Annotated in this window: 19 protein-coding genes; 14 read left to right on the top strand and 5 right to left on the bottom strand. The window is 35.5% G+C overall.

Features of this window, described 5'->3' with window-relative positions; translation table 11 throughout:
- Position 1: 1 nt before the first annotated feature.
- The 4 genes from RLT85_RS01915 (at position 2) to rlmN (ending at position 3,954) form a co-directional block, all read left to right on the top strand.
- Positions 2–268: a hypothetical protein gene (locus RLT85_RS01915; protein WP_311400350.1), complete on the top strand. Its 267-nt coding sequence runs from the start codon at positions 2–4 to the stop codon at positions 266–268.
- Position 269: 1 nt separating this feature from the next.
- Positions 270–1,490, top strand: a complete 1,221-nt coding sequence (gene aroA / locus RLT85_RS01910; RefSeq protein WP_311400349.1) for a 3-phosphoshikimate 1-carboxyvinyltransferase — start codon at positions 270–272, stop codon at positions 1,488–1,490.
- Between the two features lie 186 nt (positions 1,491–1,676).
- Positions 1,677–2,726 carry a tRNA preQ1(34) S-adenosylmethionine ribosyltransferase-isomerase QueA gene (gene queA, locus RLT85_RS01905; protein WP_311400348.1) on the top strand — a complete coding sequence of 350 codons (1,050 nt, stop codon included), beginning with the start codon at positions 1,677–1,679 and terminating at the stop codon, positions 2,724–2,726.
- Positions 2,727–2,907: 181 nt separating this feature from the next.
- Entirely contained in the window at positions 2,908–3,954 is a 1,047-nt protein-coding gene (gene rlmN / locus RLT85_RS01900) for a dual-specificity RNA methyltransferase RlmN (protein WP_311400347.1), read from the top strand.
- A gap of 520 nt (positions 3,955–4,474) precedes the next feature.
- On the opposite strand, the gene RLT85_RS01895 is transcribed toward rlmN, so the two are convergent.
- Positions 4,475–5,350, bottom strand: coding sequence for a T9SS-dependent choice-of-anchor J family protein (locus tag RLT85_RS01895; RefSeq protein ID WP_311400346.1), 876 nt, complete (start codon positions 5,348–5,350; stop codon positions 4,475–4,477).
- Between the two features lie 111 nt (positions 5,351–5,461).
- Between RLT85_RS01895 and RLT85_RS01890 the strand changes: the two genes are divergently transcribed.
- The 4 genes from RLT85_RS01890 (at position 5,462) to RLT85_RS01875 (ending at position 9,336) form a co-directional block, all read left to right on the top strand.
- A complete protein-coding gene (locus RLT85_RS01890; protein ID WP_311400345.1) occupies positions 5,462–6,439 on the top strand; it encodes a polyprenyl synthetase family protein in 978 nt (325 codons plus the stop codon).
- A 443-nt stretch (positions 6,440–6,882) separates the two neighbouring features.
- Positions 6,883–7,443 (top strand): RNA polymerase sigma factor, encoded by a 561-nt coding sequence (locus RLT85_RS01885; protein ID WP_311400344.1) that lies wholly within the window; start codon positions 6,883–6,885, stop codon positions 7,441–7,443.
- Complete coding sequence (locus RLT85_RS01880) at positions 7,436–8,194, top strand: hypothetical protein (protein ID WP_311400343.1); 759 nt, start codon at positions 7,436–7,438, stop codon at positions 8,192–8,194. The genes RLT85_RS01885 and RLT85_RS01880 overlap by 8 nt, the downstream gene beginning before the upstream one ends.
- Positions 8,195–8,277: 83 nt before the next feature.
- Positions 8,278–9,336: a hypothetical protein gene (locus RLT85_RS01875; RefSeq protein WP_311400342.1), complete on the top strand. Its 1,059-nt coding sequence runs from the start codon at positions 8,278–8,280 to the stop codon at positions 9,334–9,336.
- Positions 9,337–9,392: 56 nt separating this feature from the next.
- Here the strand turns inward: RLT85_RS01875 and RLT85_RS01870 are convergent, their stop codons facing one another.
- On the bottom strand, positions 9,393–10,121 hold the full coding sequence (locus RLT85_RS01870; RefSeq protein ID WP_311400341.1) for a hypothetical protein: 729 nt from the start codon (positions 10,119–10,121) through the stop codon (positions 9,393–9,395).
- Between the two features lie 214 nt (positions 10,122–10,335).
- Between RLT85_RS01870 and dnaG the strand changes: the two genes are divergently transcribed.
- Positions 10,336–12,297: a DNA primase gene (dnaG, locus tag RLT85_RS01865; protein ID WP_311400340.1), complete on the top strand. Its 1,962-nt coding sequence runs from the start codon at positions 10,336–10,338 to the stop codon at positions 12,295–12,297.
- Here the strand turns inward: dnaG and nadE are convergent.
- Complete coding sequence (nadE, locus tag RLT85_RS01860) at positions 12,294–13,088, bottom strand: NAD(+) synthase (protein ID WP_311400339.1); 795 nt, start codon at positions 13,086–13,088, stop codon at positions 12,294–12,296. The two genes, dnaG and nadE, sit on opposite strands and share 4 nt — an antisense overlap.
- 105 nt (positions 13,089–13,193) lie before the next feature.
- On the opposite strand from nadE, the gene gldB reads away from it, so the two are divergent.
- The 3 genes from gldB to RLT85_RS01845 are packed head-to-tail and all read left to right on the top strand — an operon-like array spanning position 13,194 to position 14,880.
- Positions 13,194–14,162, top strand: a complete 969-nt coding sequence (gene gldB / locus RLT85_RS01855) for a gliding motility lipoprotein GldB (RefSeq protein WP_311400338.1) — start codon at positions 13,194–13,196, stop codon at positions 14,160–14,162.
- Complete coding sequence (gene gldC / locus RLT85_RS01850) at positions 14,159–14,494, top strand: gliding motility protein GldC (protein WP_311400337.1); 336 nt, start codon at positions 14,159–14,161, stop codon at positions 14,492–14,494. Before gldB ends, gldC begins: the two co-directional genes overlap by 4 nt.
- A complete protein-coding gene (locus RLT85_RS01845; protein WP_311400336.1) occupies positions 14,494–14,880 on the top strand; it encodes a GTPase in 387 nt (128 codons plus the stop codon). The genes gldC and RLT85_RS01845 overlap by 1 nt, the downstream gene beginning before the upstream one ends.
- Here the strand turns inward: RLT85_RS01845 and yihA are convergent.
- Positions 14,875–15,471, bottom strand: a complete 597-nt coding sequence (yihA, locus tag RLT85_RS01840) for a ribosome biogenesis GTP-binding protein YihA/YsxC (protein ID WP_311400335.1) — start codon at positions 15,469–15,471, stop codon at positions 14,875–14,877. The two genes, RLT85_RS01845 and yihA, sit on opposite strands and share 6 nt — an antisense overlap.
- Positions 15,472–15,473: 2 nt before the next feature.
- Positions 15,474–16,238 carry an alpha/beta fold hydrolase gene (locus RLT85_RS01835; RefSeq protein ID WP_311400334.1) on the bottom strand — a complete coding sequence of 255 codons (765 nt, stop codon included), beginning with the start codon at positions 16,236–16,238 and terminating at the stop codon, positions 15,474–15,476.
- 294 nt (positions 16,239–16,532) lie between these two features.
- Here RLT85_RS01835 and mraZ point away from each other — a divergent pair, with 294 nt between their 5' ends.
- Positions 16,533–17,003, top strand: coding sequence for a division/cell wall cluster transcriptional repressor MraZ (gene mraZ, locus RLT85_RS01830; RefSeq protein WP_311400333.1), 471 nt, complete (start codon positions 16,533–16,535; stop codon positions 17,001–17,003).
- Complete coding sequence (gene rsmH, locus RLT85_RS01825) at positions 16,981–17,886, top strand: 16S rRNA (cytosine(1402)-N(4))-methyltransferase RsmH (protein ID WP_311400332.1); 906 nt, start codon at positions 16,981–16,983, stop codon at positions 17,884–17,886. The genes mraZ and rsmH overlap by 23 nt, the downstream gene beginning before the upstream one ends.
- Positions 17,887–17,889: the final 3 nt, after the last annotated feature.

Below are 17,889 nucleotides of genomic sequence, written 5' to 3'. Positions count from 1 at the left end.
GATGAGTTTTAAAAAAATTACAAAAATGCCCACGTTTTGGAAATCGGTAGGTATGCTGGCTATCCTATTTATTATCATTTATAACATTATCAATTTAGGCTTTTCTTATGGTTTTGACACGAGTGCTTTTGTAGAAGGAAATCTGAAACCGCCCTACCTACTTCGTTTTATTTTAGCCAATGTCATTGGTGGTTTTTTATATGGCTTTATTATGACTTATTTTAAGTTTAAAAGTAAACTAAAGGAAGAAGAGAAAAGAAACGCTTAAAATGGAACTTTTACTGCGCGCAAAATCCCAGCATTTAAAAGGTCAGCTAGTCATTGGCGGTTCTAAAAGTGAATCGAACCGATTATTGATTTTGCAAGCTTTTGAGAACGGGATTATAATTGAAAACCTATCCAATAGCGATGATACGTTGGTGCTGCAAAAAGCATTGCAGTCTTCAGATAAAACGATCGACATTCATCACGCAGGAACTGCCATGAGGTTTTTAACCGCCTATTACGCTGGCCAGCCTGGGAGGGAAGTGGTTTTAACCGGCAGTAAGCGAATGAAACAAAGACCCATTCGGCCTTTAGTGGACGCTTTAAGAACATTGGGAGCCAATATTCAGTATCTAGAAAAAGAAGGCTTTCCTCCGCTACAAATTAAAGGGTGTAAAATTGAGAAGAATGAAGTGAAGATTTCTGCAAACATCAGTAGTCAATATATTTCTGCTTTGATGTTGTTGGGAAGCAGTCTGGAAAACGGACTGAAAATTCACTTAGAAGGAAAAATAACTTCGGCGCCTTACTTGCAAATGACGCTTCAGTTGTTAGAAAAAGTAGGCGTTAAAACAGAATTTAAAGACCAAAGCATTCAAATTTTTCCTTCCAAAATTCAAGCGAAAACAATTGCTGTAGAATCAGATTGGAGTTCGGCTTCTTATTTTTATAGTTTGGTGGCTTTATCCGCTTCCGCAGAAATAGAGCTTTCTGTTTATCATGAGCAAAGTTTACAGGGAGATGCTGCGATGATAGAAATATATAAGCAATTGGGAGTTGAAACTAAATTTAAAGAAGATTCAATCCTCATCTCAAAGAAAGGCCAAGCTATATCGTTATTAGAGCTAGATTTAAACGCAACTCCAGATTTGGCTCAAACCATTGCGGTGACTTGCTTCGGATTAGGAATTGCTTGTAAATTAAGCGGCTTACACACTTTAAAAATTAAAGAAACCGATCGACTTCTAGCTCTGCAAAAAGAACTTCAAAAATTGGGGGCAAATGTGAATGTTACCGAGGATAGCCTTAGTTTAGAAAAAAGTAGCTTTATTCTAGAAGACGTGAAGATTGCCACGTATCAAGACCATCGTATGGCAATGGCATTTGCTCCCTTAGCTTTAAAAGCGCCAATCATTATTGAAGACGCCGAAGTGGTGAGCAAGTCTTTTCCCAATTTTTGGGAATGTTTAAAAAAGCTTCAAATTATCTCGGTAACAAATCCGTAAAGCGAAAAAAACATCTGTGTGAAACCTTTTAAAAATAAGGTAAAGCGTATTTCTGGGGAGTATAAAGTCCGTCTTAGTACGATCATATAAGGCGAAAGCACAATATTCTAAAAATAAAGACCTATTTACTTGACAAGGCCTATCTTGAGGTTGTATATTTGCGATTCTAAAAAATAAAGTATGGGAATGAAACTTTCACAGTTCAGTTTTGAACTGCCAGATCAACTTTTAGCTGAATATCCATCAGAGCATCGCGACGAAGCTCGTTTGATGGTAGTAAACAGAAAAGAAAATACCATTGAGCATAAAATGTTCAAGGATCTTATCGAATATTTTGAGCCAGAAGATGTGATGGTGTTGAATAACACAAAAGTATTCCCAGCAAGACTTTTTGGAAATAAAGAAAAAACAGGAGCGAGAATCGAAGTTTTCTTATTGAGAGAACTCAACCCAGAAACACGCCTATGGGATGTGTTGGTAGATCCTGCTCGAAAAATAAGAATAGGTAATAAATTGTACTTTGGAGAAGACGAAAGTCTAGTTGCCGAAGTGATTGATAATACCACTTCTAGAGGAAGAACGCTTCGTTTTTTATATGACGGTTCTTACGAGGAATTTAGAAAAAAATTGGGAGAATTAGGAGAGACACCACTTCCTAAATATATTAAACGAGCGGTAGAGCCAGAAGATGCAGACCGTTACCAAACTATTTATGCAAAAACGGAAGGAGCAGTTGCGGCGCCAACAGCTGGACTTCATTTTTCTAAGCACTTATTAAAACGTTTAGAAATTAAAGGAGTAAACTTTGCAGAAGTTACTTTGCACGTAGGATTAGGAACTTTTAATCCAGTAGAGGTAGAAGATCTTTCTAAGCATAAAATGGACAGTGAAGAAGCAGAGATTCAAACGCCTGCGGTGACTACCATCAATAAAGCTATTAGCGAAAAGAGAAGAATTTGTGCTGTAGGAACTACAGTTATGCGAGCTATAGAAACTCCAGTTTCTTCTATGGGAACCTTAAATGAGTATAGAGGATGGACCAACAAGTTTATCTTCCCTCCGTATGACTTTAGTATCGCCAATTGTATGATTACCAACTTCCATACGCCAAAATCTACCTTGTTAATGATGGTTTCTGCCTTTGCAGGTCACGATTTAATGGAACGTGCTTATGAAGAAGCAATCAAAGAAAAGTATAAATTTTACAGCTATGGGGATGCCATGCTAATTATATAAAACATTTTTTATAAGAATAGAAAAGCTGCACTTTAATTAGTGTGGCTTTTTTTGTGCATTTCCCTGCGGGTCGGGCTTTCCGCTATATCTTTTTTTGTGAAGTTCAGCGCTCACGAGCACAAAAAAAGGATGCCGCTGCAATCCCTAATGCCATCTCATAGAAAACAATTACCTTTGCCAAGTGAAAGAGAAAAAAAGAGACATACGCGCGTTAACGAAGGAGCAACTAAGAGAATTTTTTGTTTCTATTGGAGATCAATCTTTTAGGGGAACTCAAGTCTATGAGTGGCTGTGGAGTAAGGGAGCTCATCATTTTGATGATATGACCAACCTCTCTAAAGAAACCCGAGAAATGCTTTCTCAGCACTTCGTGATCAACCATATTGAGGTAGATGAGATGCAGCGCAGTAGTGATGGGACCATTAAAAACGCCGTGAAATTACATGATGGATTTACGGTAGAGTCGGTGTTGATTCCTACATTTTCTAGAACTACGGCTTGTGTATCTTCTCAAGTAGGCTGTAGCTTAGACTGTAAGTTTTGCGCTACCGCTAAGCTTAAACGTATGCGTAATCTTAATCCCGATGAGATTTATGATCAAGTGGTGGCGATAGATAAGGAGAGTAGAATTTATAATAATATGCCGCTTTCCAATATTGTGTATATGGGAATGGGAGAGCCTTTGATGAATTATAAAAATGTATTGGCATCCATAGATAAGATAACTTCTCCAGAAGGTTTGGGCATGTCTCCTAAACGAATTACGGTTTCTACCTCTGGCGTTCCTAAAATGATCAAAAAGTTAGCAGATGATGAAGTGAAATTTCATCTTGCGGTTTCGCTGCATTCTGCCATAGATGAAGTGCGTACGCAAATAATGCCTTTTAATGCTAAGTTTTCTTTAAGCGATTTAAAAGACTCTTTAATTTACTGGTATGAGAAAACTGGGAGGAAAGTAACCTACGAATACCTGATTTGGAAAGACATTAATGATCAGCAAAAAGACATAGATGCCTTGATAGACTTCTGTCAAGCCATTCCTTGTAAAGTGAATATTATTGAGTATAATCCCATAGATGATGGTGTCTTTCAGCAAGCCGAGAGTAAGATTACCGATCAATACAAAGATGCGTTAGAGAAAAACGGAATAACAGTAACGGTAAGAAGGTCTAGAGGAAAAGATATCGACGCCGCTTGCGGTCAGTTAGCAAATAAGTCGTCTAAATAGCTTTTAGTCTATAGTATTGAGTATAGTTAGTCATGAGTAAATGTGTGCTTCCCTAAATAGAGTTGACCGTTTTGGTTAATATTCTAAGATCTATATTCTAGCATGAGATTCTTCACTCCATTTCATTCGTTCTGAATGACAGCTTTATTCTGAATAGTCATTCCATTGCATAAACGACTGAGGGATTTTTTATTCTTTAGTGATTAGTTTTTAGTTTATCGTTATGAATAGTTAGTAATGAATAATGAGTAATGTCTTCTCTCCATTATTTATAAGGTCTAGTTTTTTGTCTATATTCTAGCATCTATGTTCTAAAATCTATTTTCTAACTTCTAGCTTGAAATTCTTCCCTACCCGCTCCTCATTATTTAAAAGGTAGCAGTTAGCCTGAGTACTTCAAATTTCAATTTTTCCATTTCAAATTTATTAATTTAATCACTCACCACTCACCACTCTCACCAATAGACAAAAAAAGCCCACTCATAAGAGCAGGCTTTATAGTTTTAAAAAATAAGTTAACTTATTTCTTTACAATTTTGAAAGACTTAGATTTTCCTTCAATCTGTACTTGTACTAAATAAACACCACTGTTTAGCGCGTTTAAGTTAATATCAGCAGACTGAGTATCTAATTTTTTAGAGATTACCTCTTGTCCTAAAATATTGTATAATTTAGCATTGCTAATTGCTGTATTTGCTTTTAACGTTAATACGTTGTTTGCTACGTAATGGTTAAAACCAGTAAATTCTTGATCATCAACTTTTAATGCATCAGACTCCACTTTGAAATCATCTATTTGGAAGCCAAATTGATCATTTCCTTTGTGGTGGATAGCAATATAAACATCTTGCTCAGCATAAGCATCTAAAGCAACTGTAAATTCTTGCCAATCGATAGCTGTAGGTACTAAATCTGCTTCTAATACGGTAAAGCTGGCAGGATCTGTATCTGTAGTTGAAATTGCAATGTCAAAAACTTCATTGTTGTAAGTTCCGTCTGCTGCTTTAGCAAAGAATGTAACTACATTTCCTTCAGTTCCTAAGGTAACCATAGGTGAAATCATCCAATCATCATTAGGTGCTGATGTAGCAGCAAAAGATGTCATCGCTTTAACTCCAGTTCTAGCAGTCCAATCACTAGCATCGGTAGGATCTAATGGAGGATTTGTAGTTGTACTATTAAATACCATAAAAGCAAATGCCGCTCCAGAATTGTCAAAAGTTATTCCATTGAATCCATAAGTTGTAGATTGATCTACATCAACTAGTGTCCAATCTCCAACATTGTCAATTGCAAAATCAGCATAATCTTCGAAACTATCTTCAAAAAGAGTGGTTTGTGCATTCATCGTAAGTGCTGCAGCAAAAGCTGCAAGCGTAAGAGTAATTTTTTTCATAACGTGTTTTATTATATTTGGGACTAAAATAGTAAAAATCTAGATACTCCAAGCAATTTTAAAGTCTTTTAACAAGATTTTGAGGGTTTACTGTCTTATATTTGCTCTATCTTGAAGCCTATAGCTCAAATAAAAGAACCCATTACTCATGAAATGGAACTTTTCGAAAAAAAGTTCCATCTTTTTATGTCTTCCCGTGTCGCATTACTTAATAGGATTACCCATTATGTAGTGAACCGCAAGGGAAAGCAGATGCGTCCCATGTTTGTATTCTTAGTGGCCAAAATGGTTTCTAAAGGCGAAGTAAATGACCGTACCTATAGAGGAGCATCGGTGATTGAATTGATTCATACCGCCACTTTAGTTCACGATGATGTGGTGGATGACAGTAACCGTCGCCGCGGATTTTTCTCCATTAACGCGCTTTGGAAAAATAAAATCGCCGTGTTAGTCGGGGATTTCTTACTTTCTAAAGGTTTACTCCTTTCTATAGATAACAATGATTTCGATTTGCTTAAAATCATCTCGGTGGCTGTTCGCGAAATGAGCGAAGGGGAATTACTACAGATTGAAAAAGCCAGAAAACTCGACATTACCGAAGAAGTGTATTACGAAATCATTCGGCAAAAAACAGCGACCCTTATCGCTGCGTGTTGCAGTTTGGGTGCAGCTTCCGTAAAGCCAGATTCAGAGCACGTAGAACGTATGCGCGAGTTTGGAGAGATGATAGGAATGGCCTTTCAAATTAAAGATGATCTTTTTGACTACGGAAATCAAAAAATAGGAAAACCCACAGGAATTGATATTAAAGAACAAAAAATGACGCTTCCACTAATTTATACCTTAAATAATTGTTCAGAAAAAGAAAGAAGGTGGCTTATCAATTCCGTTAAGAACCATAATAAGGATACCAAACGCGTAAAAGAAGTGATTCAGTTTGTGAAAAACAACGGCGGATTGGAATATGCGGTAACACAAATGAAAATGTACCAACAAAAAGCTTTCGATATTTTAGAAATCTATCCCGATTCTCCATATAAGGCTTCTCTCGAGATTATGATGAACTATGTGATAGATAGGAAGAAATAGTTTTTTAGCTCGATTATATTTCAAATTTCAAATTTCAAATTTCTCATTTCAAATCTCAAATCTGATTACTGAACACTGAAATTTTCACTTATCTTTACTCAACGCTCACCAATCATCTAGTCATGCTGAACTTGATTCAGCATCTCATTATGAAAGCAGAATTACTTTCGCTACCCAATGCGAGACCGTAGCTTTCTAACAAAGCGAAGAACTAATCGAATAACAGACCCTGAATAGATTTCAAGGTGACAGGTTTTATTTCAAATTTTCTGCTGCCTACTGTCTACTGAATTTTTCACTTATTTCCACTCATTACTGAATACTGAACACTGCAGAGGTCCATATTCTAACATTTAATCGTCTATTTTCTTATTTTTCTCACCCCCAGGCAACCTTATTTAAAAACACTTCGTCTATATTTATAGAACAACTAAGTGAAACAGGTGAAAATTATATCTCTACATAAAAACGAGAAAAAACTCATTCAAAGAGCGGCGAAAAATAATCGCTTGGCGCAGCAAACTTTGTATGAAATGCACGCCCCCAAAATGTTGAGTGTTTGTAGAATGTATATCAAAGACCTTCAGTTTGCCGAAGATGTGATGCTAAAAGGCTTTTTTAAAGTGTTTAAAAACTTGGACGGATTTCAGCATAAAGGAAGTTTTGAAGGTTGGGTGCGGCGAATTATGGTGCGAGAGGCTATTGACTTTTTAAGGAGAAAAAAGGAGATTCAATTTTCTGACCAGATGGAACAGTATGATGCGGCTTTAAATATAGATGATTACGCTTCCGCGGAAGCGATACAACATTTACAAATACTCATAGACGAACTGCCAGAAGGTTACAAAATGGTTTTTGTGATGTATGCGGTTGAAGGTTATAAACATCAAGAAATCGCCGAAATCTTACAGATATCTGAAGGAACCTCAAAATCACAATTGTTTAAAGCGAGAAATCTATTGCAAGAAAAGTTGGCAAACCAAAAAGAAGAAAATCATGGCTAAGATAGATAAAAAGGTAAAAAAAGAATTGGAGGAGAGAACCATCGCTCCCAGTGCTGGTAGTTGGACACAACTTTCTTCTCAATTAGAAACGAAAGATAAAAAGAAAGCCAGCTACAAATGGTATTTAGGAATTGCAGCTAGCTTTTTGGCAGGTATTTTAATCGCCTCTTTCTTCGGAAATGGAAATGAAACAGAAGTTGAAGTGGTAAGTACCCAAGAGGAGATCGCTCCCAAATCAGCGATTGAAAAGAAAGAAAATATTTTCGCTACAGAAATAGAAGGAGAACTGGTGTATGATACGCAGGTTTTAAAAGAAATCGTAGGAGATTTACCACAGCAAAAAGAAACTAAGAGTCAAGAAATAACAAAACCCGAATCACAAAATAAAAATAGCAGTTATTCTAAAAATCATTCTATGGCAAAGGGAAAAACAGAATCTATTGCCGTAGCAGAGTTGAAGAAAAAAAATCTGTTGACCGAAAAAAATTCAGAAAAAATAAGTGAGGAGAAAAAAACAGATGAAAATCAAGCTGCATTGCTCGCACAAGTAGAAGACGAAGAAATCGATGCACTTTTAGAAAATGCACGACGAAAGGTGAGATTAAGAAATTTTAAAAATCCTTATGCCAGAGTTTCGGCCAAAGAATTGTTAGAAAATATAGAAGTAGAAGATAAAGAGTCTTTTAAAGAGAAAGTGCTTCTAGCTTTAGAAAGTGGTTTTCAGCACGTAAAATCTACAGTCATTAAATAGTTCAATCCAATCATTTAAAAACAAGTATAATTCTAGCTAGATTTCTAGTCGGCTGGAAAAGTACACTCTAAAAACAAATTATTATGAAAACAATCCTCATTAGTTTAAGCATTTTATTGAGCACTTTGGTAGCTCAAAATTTACAGGCGCAAATCAATATTCAGGTCAATTCTGGTATCGATTTAAAGATAGAAAATCTAGAAAAGCAAAAAGAACAAGTCCAACGTATAGAAAAGAAAAAGTTACGAACCGAGGTTGAAGCCATTACTAAACGTTTGCATGCCAACGAGATTAGTGAGCAAGAAGCTGAAATTTTAAAAAAAGCTGCCGCGGAAAAAAGAGCGATGAATATTGAAAATCAATTGGATATTATTGATGCTAACATCGCTTTACTAAAGCGAAATGCGAATACGGAAGACGGAGAAGAAACCGTGGACGTCTATTATAGAAAGCTAGATTATTTAAAATATAAAGAGGACGATGAACAGGAAGAAGTTTATGATTCTATTCCTAAAAGTACTACTTCTGGAATCACATTGGCCTTCGGACTTAACAACGCTATCATCGATGGACAGTCTTTAGATGATTCTCCTTATAAAATAGGGGGAAGTCGGTTTTTTGAATTGGGATACGAATTCGAAACCAACTTGATATCTTCTGGTTTTGCAAGAATTAGATACGGACTTTCATTTCAGTTTAATGGCCTTAAAGCCGATAATAACCAATATTTTGTAACAGATGGAGATCAGACGTATTTAGAAGAATATCCTTTAAATTTAGACAAAGCAAAATTAAGAATGGACAATTTGGTACTTCCGCTTCATATTGAGCTTGGACCAAGAACCTTAACTTATGGAAAAAAACGAGCCTATTACGATACGAGTAATTTTAAAATAGGATTAGGAGGATATGCTGGAGTTAACCTAAATACCATTCAGAAATTAAAATATGAAGAAAACGGAAATAACCGGAAAACCAAACTATCTCAAACTTACAATACCAGTAACTTTATATATGGACTAAGTGCTTATATTGGTTATGATAATTGGGCTTTATACGCTAAATATGATTTAAATACTATTTTTAAAGACAATGCCGTAGATCAAAACAATGTATCGGTAGGATTTCGTATCACTTATTAAGCGGAAGTCTAAATCAAGATTCTATAAAAAGGATAGCTAATTCGTAGGTATCCTTTTTAGTATTTTACTTTCTCAAAACCTTCATTTATTAGACGTTCTTTTAGTCCTTTATAATGAAGTTTGCCGTAAACCAATGCAATTTTATGAGCATTAGATTTTAAAACATTTTTAATGATAAAATCTTCTCTAAGTTTTTCAACGACGTAAGATTTGTTTTCGAGTTTATCGCACCAATATCTGTGATTAAATTTGGTTTTATAGTCGCATTCAGTAAGTTCTATCTCTCCAAATTGTTTTTTATAAGCATCTAAAATTTCAACAACAGAGAGGTCTACGTTCTTATCTAAGCTATAAGAGTAACCTGCAATCTCAGCACTTTGTTGTAAATATCTTCCGCTGCTAAAAAAATTGGGATAAACATTTCTATGTAGAGTATCCGTTAATTTTAGACCAAATGGTGATCCTACAAGCTTCCTCATTTTACGTCTTAGAGTGTCTAAAGTAAGGCTATCTGCATTTTTGGGATAAGTCACCCGTTCATAAAAAATGGTAAAATCATCATTCCTCAAGGTGTTAATAATCTTCGTAGACGTGTTATAATATTTAGGTTTTGCTAAATGAACCATAGGTACTATCACAATTTCTTTATTTTTTCCATTGCTAAGCTTTTGAAATTTTTTTGGATGAGGTTTTTTGGGAAACGCTATATAATGAAAGGCTTCAAAGCAAGAGGTAAAGGTTGAAAAAAGAAGACTAGCAAGTAAAATAAATTTTATATTTTTCATTAGGAATTAGATGTTAGTAAGTGGAGCTAAAAGATTGAATTTGGTATTTAAAACTCAGAAGAGTCGAGTGATTTGTGAAGCTAATAAAAAACCCAAACCTAAGATTGGTTTAATTGTTAAAATCTATACTCTACATTGTTTTAATTCTTTCTTTATGAGACTTCATTTGGCCTAGTTTTTCTATTTTTACCAATTCAATTCATCTATAAAATAAATGATTAAAAAATCGACCATAGACCAAGTTTTTGATGCCGCTCGGGTAGAGGAGGTGATTGGCGATTTTGTTCAGTTAAAAAAATCGGGGACTAATTACAAAGGTTTGAGTCCGTTTAGTGATGAGCGCACGCCAAGTTTTATGGTATCTCCCGTAAAGCAGATTTGGAAAGATTTCTCCAGTGGAAAAGGAGGAAATGTTGTGGCTTTCTTGATGGAACATGAGCATTTTAATTATCCAGAAGCCATAAAATATCTAGCTCGTAAATACGGAATTGAAATTGAAGAAACCGAGCAAACCGATGAGCAAAAACAACAAGCCGACGAACGCGAAAGCATGTATTTGGTAAGTGAATTTGCCAAAGATTATTTTAAACGCCAACTCTTAAAAACCGAAACCGGTAAAGCCATTGGGTTAGGCTATTTTAAAGAGCGAGGATTCACTAGAGAAACCATAGAGAAATTTGGCTTAGGTTATTCTCCAGATGTTTGGGACGCTTTTACCAGTGAAGCAATAAAACAGGGTTACAAATTAGAATTTTTAGAAAAAACCGGACTTAGCATTGTTAAAGAAGCTAAGCAATTTGATCGTTTTAAAGGCAGAGTAATATTTCCGATTCATTCCATGTCTGGGAGAACTTTGGGATTTGGAGGTAGAATTTTGACGAATGATAAAAAGGCAGCCAAATACTTGAACTCGCCAGAGAGTGATATTTACCATAAAAGTAAAGTGCTTTACGGAATTTATTTTGCGAAGCAGAGTATCGCCAAAGAAGACAATTGTTATTTGGTAGAAGGCTATACCGATGTGATCCAGATGCACCAAGCGGGAATCGAAAATGTGGTTTCCTCTTCGGGGACGGCACTTACCAGTGATCAAATTCGTTTAATTAATAGATTAACTCAAAATGTTACGGTGTTGTTTGATGGCGATGCTGCTGGGATACGAGCTTCCATACGCGGGATTGACCTCATTTTAGAACAAGGTATGAATGTAAAAGTTTGCGGTTTCCCCGAAGGCGATGATCCAGATTCTTTTGCAAAAAACAATACCGAGAGTGACATTAAAGAATATCTAGAACACAACGCTAAAGATTTTATAAGCTATAAAGCTTCCTTATTGGTAGATGAAGCCAAAGGAGATCCTATTAAAAAAGCAGGAGTTATTCGGGATATGGTAAATAGTATTGCCAAAATTCCAGATCGCATTCAGCAAGAAATTTATTTGAAGGAATGCGCTCGCATAATGGAAATTTCAGAAAATGTATTGTACAGTACCTTGGCTCAAATTTCCGCAAAAGCGAATAACGATGCTTCTAAAGAATCGGCGTCAAAACCTAGGGAGATGGCGGTGGTAAAAGAAAATGCGGTAGAACGGCCTAAGATAAATCAGCAGCATCAATTGGAGCGCAATATCATCAGTTTGTTGTTGAGATATGGAAATATACAAGATGATTTTGAAGATTATGTAATGCGAGAAGATGAAGAAGGAAATGATCAATTAGAAGTTGAAATGCAGCATTTAAAAGTGTATGAAAAGATCTATCTAGACTTGCAAGAGGATGAAATAGAGTTTACACATGCGGGTTTTAGAGATTTATACGAAGCTATTTTGGCAGAATTTAACTCTAAAGGAGAGATTAAAACTGAAACTTTTGTCAATAATTTGGTGCCAGATCAGGCTTCAGAAATTACTACCATTTTGATGCAACAAGAAAGAGATGTATTGCACCGCTGGAAAGATCAAGATATTTTTGTAAAAGACAAAAGTGAGTTGGAACCTCGCGAGGTGAACGAAACCATTCTTAATTTACGCCGTTTTTTAATTAAACAAAAGGTAACCGAATTGATGGAAAGCATCAAAGAAAATCGTGATGTTCATAATGTTGAAATCATCAAGGAAACAATGGATTATAAAAGCTTGGAGGTGATTATCGCTCAAAAGCTTAATCGTGTCATCTAGTTTTTCTTTAAGTGTAACGGAATTTCACAAACTGGAATAGGCTTCATTTTATGTTGGTTGGCACGATTCAGTCTAGTATAAATGTTGAAAACCTCTAGTTTTCTACCTTGAAAATTCTGGGCACTTTTTCCTAAATTATCTTGGTGCATAGCCCATTCCAATTCATCGTAAGAAGCACCAATTTGGTCTTCATCGCTGCGGCTGTCTCCAAAAAGTCCGTCGGTGGGAGCGGCTTCCACAATGTCTTTATTAATTCCTAGATAGTGGGCAATTTCATAGACTTCACTTTTAAGTAAATCTGCAATGGGACTCAAATCTACGCCGCCATCGCCATATTTGGTGTAAAATCCAACGCCAAAATCTTCAATTTTATTACCCGTTCCTGCAACTAAATAACCGTGTAAACCTGCAAAATAATACAAGCTTGTCATTCTTAAACGCGCCCTAGTATTAGCTAAAGTAAGTTGCAAATTATCATTTTCTTCCGCTAACGGAAAGACAGATTTCATAGTCTCAAACGTAGGGGTAAGATCTACCTCAATGTTAGTAACGTTCATAAATTGCTTTTTTAAGCTTTCTATGTGTTTTTGTCCTCTTGTAATTTGTGCAGGTGCTTGGTGAATAGGCATTTCAACACACAAGGTGCGCATTCCTGTTTTTGCGCTTAATGCGGAAACTACGGCAGAATCTATACCACCACTTATGCCCACTGCAAAACCATTAGTTTTACTTGTGGTAGCATATTCTTTAAGCCAATTAACTATGTGATCAACTACTTTTTCTGTTTGCATCAACTTCCTTTTTTTGGTTATTTTCTACTACCTTTGTCACGAAAATAATACGAAATTAGATGTAAAAAAAGTCTACAGCGTTAAAGACTACCTAAACTATTTTTTATGAAGATTTATTTTTTGAGTTTTTTCATTCTTTTGGCTTTTGCCTCTTGTAAAAATGATGCAGGTTTGGAGAAAGAGATTGCAAAAATCCCTATTGATTTTCAGGTAGATCGTTTTGATATGGAGTTTGCTCAAGCTTCTTCGGAAGACTTACCAAGATTAAAGAAAAAATATCCGTTTTTATTTCCTGCACAATATTCAGATAGTTTATGGATAAACCAAATGGAGGATGAGGTTCAATTGGAATTGGAGGAAGAGGTACAAAAAGCCTTTCCAGATTTTGAGTCAGAAAAAGATGAGATTATATCTTTATTTCAACACTTTAAATATTATTTTCCAGAGTTTAAAGCTCCGCATGTAGTAACCATTATTTCTGAAGTGGATTACCGAAATAAAGTGGTAGCAACAGATAGTTTGCTACTTATTTCTTTAGATACATATTTAGGAGAAGATCATAAATTTTATGATGGGATGCAGGTGTATTTGAAGAAGAATTTTATAGAAGAACAATTACCCAGCGATATTGCTTTTGAATATGCGCAACAATTGTTAGGAGAAGAAAAGGGGCGTAGTTTTCTAGAACAGATCATTTATTATGGCAAGATTTTATATGTAAAAGATAAAGTTTTACCATTTATGGAAGATGCCCGAAAAATTGGTTATACTTCTAAAGAAATAGAATGGGCGCAAGCCAATGAAGAGCAAATTTGGCGTTATTTTATTGAAAAAGAACTCTTGTATAAAACAGATAATGATCTAAGAGCAAGGTTTATTAACATAGCGCCTTTTAGTAAGTTTAGATTAAATTTAGATAATGAAAGTCCGCCGCAAATAGGACAATATATAGGATGGCAAATTGTAAGGCAGTTTGCAAATAAAAATGAAAGAATTACATTAAAACAATTGCTAACTTTAGATGCAGAATGCATATTTAAGGAAGCTAATTTTAAACCCAAGAAACCAGAATGAGTACAAAAAAATCTGAAATCAAAATTCAAGTTGAAGTAGACGAAAACAATGTTCCAGAAAATTTACACTGGACCGCACAAGATGGTGGAGTGAATAATGAGGAAGCAAAAGCGATGCTTTTATCTATTTGGGACAGTAAAAACCAAGAAAGCTTGCGTATAGATTTATGGACAAAAGATATGCCTGTAGATGAAATGAAAGTGTTTTTTCACCAAACTTTAGTAGCGATGAGTGATACTTTTTATAGAGCTACCGAAGATGAAAAAATGATGGAAACTATGAAAGATTTTTGCGATTATTTTGCCGATAAATTAGAGTTAAAGAAAGAGTAATGAGCTTCCAACAAGAGCCTATTACTCAACTTATATTTGTATATAATGCCAATTCAGGTAAGGGAAATGCTTACCTGGATGCGGCTCGCAAAATAGTTAATCCAAAAGCTTCTTCTTGTAATCTATGCGCAATTACGTATGGTGTTTTTACAGAAAATAAAACGTGGAAAGCTTTTAGAAAAGAGATGCGAATTCCTACAAAATTTCTGCATCAAGACGAGTTTAGGAAAGAATATGCTTCCAAATTCTCTACAAAATTTGAATTTCCGATTGTACTAGGAGTTACCGCTTTGGGTTGGGAAGTAGTATTGGATGCTTCAAGCTTAAATGAAATCAATTCCGCGGAAGCCTTAATAAAGATAATAAAAGAGGAAATAGAATTATAAAGATTGATTGATTTCATCAATATAGGCAAGCACTTCATCTGCACCCAAATTTTTGGACGAAGAGGTGATAAAAAATGGAGGTAAACTCTCCCAAGTTTGCAATAAAACGGCATTGTAATCATTTACATGACGTTCTAATGCTTTAGGTTTTACCTTATCTACTTTGGTGAAAATAATAGAAAACGGAATCTCATTTTCTCCCAACCACTGCATAAACTCCAAATCTATTTTTTGAGGCTCGTGACGAGAATCTACCAATACAAAAGCGCAAACTAATTGCTGACGTTCTTGAAAATAATCGGTGATAAATTTCTGAAATGTTTTCTTGTCTTTTTTGCTCACTCGCGCATAACCGTAGCCAGGTAAATCTACTAAATGCCATGCTTCATTAATGAGAAAGTGATTAATAAGTTGGGTTTTTCCAGGTCTTCCTGAAGTTTTTGCTAGATTTTTTCTGCTGGTAAGCATATTGATAAGTGACGACTTTCCTACGTTACTTCTACCAATAAAAGCATATTCTGGCAATTCGCTAGCAGGACATTTTTCTACCAAGCTGTTGCTCATCACAAAAGACGCCGACTTAATATCCATGCTTATAAATTTCTTTTGGTAAGCCAATTATCTAAAAGTGTATTAAACTCATCTGGATGCTCCATCATAGCAGCGTGGCCACATTTATCAATCCAATACAAATCAGAATTCGGTAAGAGCTTGTCAAAATCTACCGCGACTTCGGGCGGAGTAACATTGTCTTGTTTTCCCCAAATAATGCAGGTAGGCGTGTGCATTTTTGGTAAATCTTTGGCCATATTGTGACGAATGGCAGATTTCGCAATCGCTAAGGTTCTAATCAGCTTATTTCTATCATTTACCGTAGCGTAAACTTCATCTACAATTTCTTTGGTCGCAACCGCTGGATCGTAAAAAACGTTTTCGGCTTTTTTCTTTATGAATTCGTAATCACCTCTTTTTGGATAGCTTTCCCCCATGGCGCTTTCGTAAAGGCCAGAACTTCCTGTGATGATTAGTGATTTTATATTTTCGGGATATTTTTTGGTGGTGAGCAATGCGATATGACCTCCCAAAGAATTTCCTAATAGAATTACTTCTTCGTAATTTTTATATTCGATAAACTCTTTAATGTATTTAGCAAAATTCCCAACATTGGTTTTAAGTAGAGAAAGGGAATATAAAGGAAGTTGCGGGATTACCACTTTGTATCCTTTTTTTGGGAAGTAATTGGCAACGCCATCAAAATTACTTAATCCACCCATAAGACCGTGCAGAATAACAATTGGAGTACCTTCTCCAATCTCTACATAGCTGAATTTTCCTTCAGATATAATTTCTTGTTTCATTCAGTTTTCTTCCGGTTAGCTAGAGCAAATATAGGTATTATTCTACAAGTATAAGTATTTTTAAGAAAACCTGAACTTAAATTGGCTTCGTGGTTTTATTCTGCTCTCTATTTCAGGAAGATATGTGTCGTAGGTCCAAACCTCTCCCACTTTAAAAATCTTTTATCAGCCTCGATTGTACCTTTAGTTTCTCATAATTAATAGATTACTGAACCCAAAACTTATTAACAATGTGGTAAAAAGTGGTAAAAAGTGGTAAAAAAATCAATATATTTGACATAGAATAAGAGAAGCGTGATCAATCTAATAGGAACATATGAGTGTAAAATTGATGCCAAAGGTAGGCTAATGCTACCTTCTGCGCTTAAAAAACAGTTGCTTCCTATATTGGAAGAGGGCTTTGTTTTGAAAAGGGCAGTGTTTCAACCTTGTTTGGAATTGTATCCTATGAAGCAGTGGAATGAGCTGATGACAAAAGTAAATTCATTGAATAGATTCAATAAAAAAAACAATGATTTTATAAGAAGGTTCACCGCAGGAGTAAAGATGATAGAGGTAGATGCCAATGGAAGACTTTTGGTGCCAAAAGACTTGTTTAACTTTGCGCAACTTAAAAAAGAATTAGTGCTTTCTTCCGTAGGAGATTTTATAGAAGTATGGGATAAGGATAAATATGAACACGCTATTGATGACGCTGCAGACGATTTTGGAGCTTTAGCGGAAGAAGTAATGGGAGATAAAAATGGGGAATTTGGAATATCATAATCCGGTACTGCTACATGAAACCGTAGATGGTTTAGCTATTAAACCAGACGGAGTTTATGTAGATGTCACTTTTGGTGGCGGAGGACACTCACGCGAAATTTTAAAACGCCTAGGACCCAATGGAATCTTGTTGGCTTTTGATCAAGATCAAGATGCTCAAGAAAATACGATTGATGATGAGCGTTTCACATTAATTCCTGAAAACTTCAGGTTCATCAAAAAGTTTTTACGCTTTGAAGGTTATAAAAAAGTAGACGGTATTTTAGGCGATTTTGGTGTTTCCTCGCATCAATTTGATGTGGCTGAAAGAGGTTTTTCTACCCGTTATGATGCCGACTTAGATATGCGAATGGATCAAGAAGGTTTGTTGAGTGCTTATGAGGTGATTAATGAATATGATGAAGAAGCGCTTAAGAAGATGTTTTATGAATATGGAGAATTAAAAAACGCTCCAAAATTGGCTAGAGTAATTGTAAGTGCTCGCGTGGAGGAACCAATAAAAACGGGCGATGAGTTAAAAGAATTGTTGATGCCACATTTATTTAAAGGAAAAGAATTTAAAATTTTGGCGCAAATCTACCAAGCGATTAGAATAGAGGTGAACCAAGAGATTGAAGTATTAAAAGAGTTTTTAAAACAAACAGACCAATTGCTAGAGAAAGGGGGAAGAATCAGTTTGATTTCTTACCACTCTTTAGAAGATCGTTTGGTAAAGAGATATATAAGAAATGGACTTTTTAAAGGCGAGGCCGAAAAAGATTTCTACGGAAATATTTCAGTTCCGTTTAAAAAAGTTGGCGGCCTGATTAAGCCAAGTTCAGAAGAAATTAAAATAAATAATAGAGCAAGAAGTGCACGATTAAGAGTTGGTGTAAAGCTATAAGCA

The organism is Mesonia ostreae, from assembly GCF_031845265.1.
Classification (GTDB): domain Bacteria; phylum Bacteroidota; class Bacteroidia; order Flavobacteriales; family Flavobacteriaceae; genus Mesonia; species Mesonia ostreae.
The sequence above is the reverse complement of the archived record's forward strand: the minus strand, read 5'-3'. Positions and strand labels throughout refer to the sequence as shown.

Coding starts and splice junctions, on each gene's coding strand:
- RLT85_RS01915 (WP_311400350.1), top strand. CDS start 2: ATGAGTTTTAAAAAAATTACAAAAATGCCCACGTTTTGGAAATCGGTA.
- aroA (WP_311400349.1), top strand. CDS start 270: ATGGAACTTTTACTGCGCGCAAAATCCCAGCATTTAAAAGGTCAGCTA.
- queA (WP_311400348.1), top strand. CDS start 1,677: ATGAAACTTTCACAGTTCAGTTTTGAACTGCCAGATCAACTTTTAGCT.
- RLT85_RS01895 (WP_311400346.1), bottom strand. CDS start 5,350: ATGAAAAAAATTACTCTTACGCTTGCAGCTTTTGCTGCAGCACTTACG.
- RLT85_RS01880 (WP_311400343.1), top strand. CDS start 7,436: ATGGCTAAGATAGATAAAAAGGTAAAAAAAGAATTGGAGGAGAGAACC.
- RLT85_RS01875 (WP_311400342.1), top strand. CDS start 8,278: ATGAAAACAATCCTCATTAGTTTAAGCATTTTATTGAGCACTTTGGTA.
- RLT85_RS01870 (WP_311400341.1), bottom strand. CDS start 10,121: ATGAAAAATATAAAATTTATTTTACTTGCTAGTCTTCTTTTTTCAACC.
- dnaG (WP_311400340.1), top strand. CDS start 10,336: ATGATTAAAAAATCGACCATAGACCAAGTTTTTGATGCCGCTCGGGTA.
- nadE (WP_311400339.1), bottom strand. CDS start 13,088: ATGCAAACAGAAAAAGTAGTTGATCACATAGTTAATTGGCTTAAAGAA.
- gldB (WP_311400338.1), top strand. CDS start 13,194: ATGAAGATTTATTTTTTGAGTTTTTTCATTCTTTTGGCTTTTGCCTCT.
- gldC (WP_311400337.1), top strand. CDS start 14,159: ATGAGTACAAAAAAATCTGAAATCAAAATTCAAGTTGAAGTAGACGAA.
- RLT85_RS01845 (WP_311400336.1), top strand. CDS start 14,494: ATGAGCTTCCAACAAGAGCCTATTACTCAACTTATATTTGTATATAAT.
- yihA (WP_311400335.1), bottom strand. CDS start 15,471: ATGGATATTAAGTCGGCGTCTTTTGTGATGAGCAACAGCTTGGTAGAA.
- RLT85_RS01835 (WP_311400334.1), bottom strand. CDS start 16,238: ATGAAACAAGAAATTATATCTGAAGGAAAATTCAGCTATGTAGAGATT.
- rsmH (WP_311400332.1), top strand. CDS start 16,981: ATGGGGAATTTGGAATATCATAATCCGGTACTGCTACATGAAACCGTA.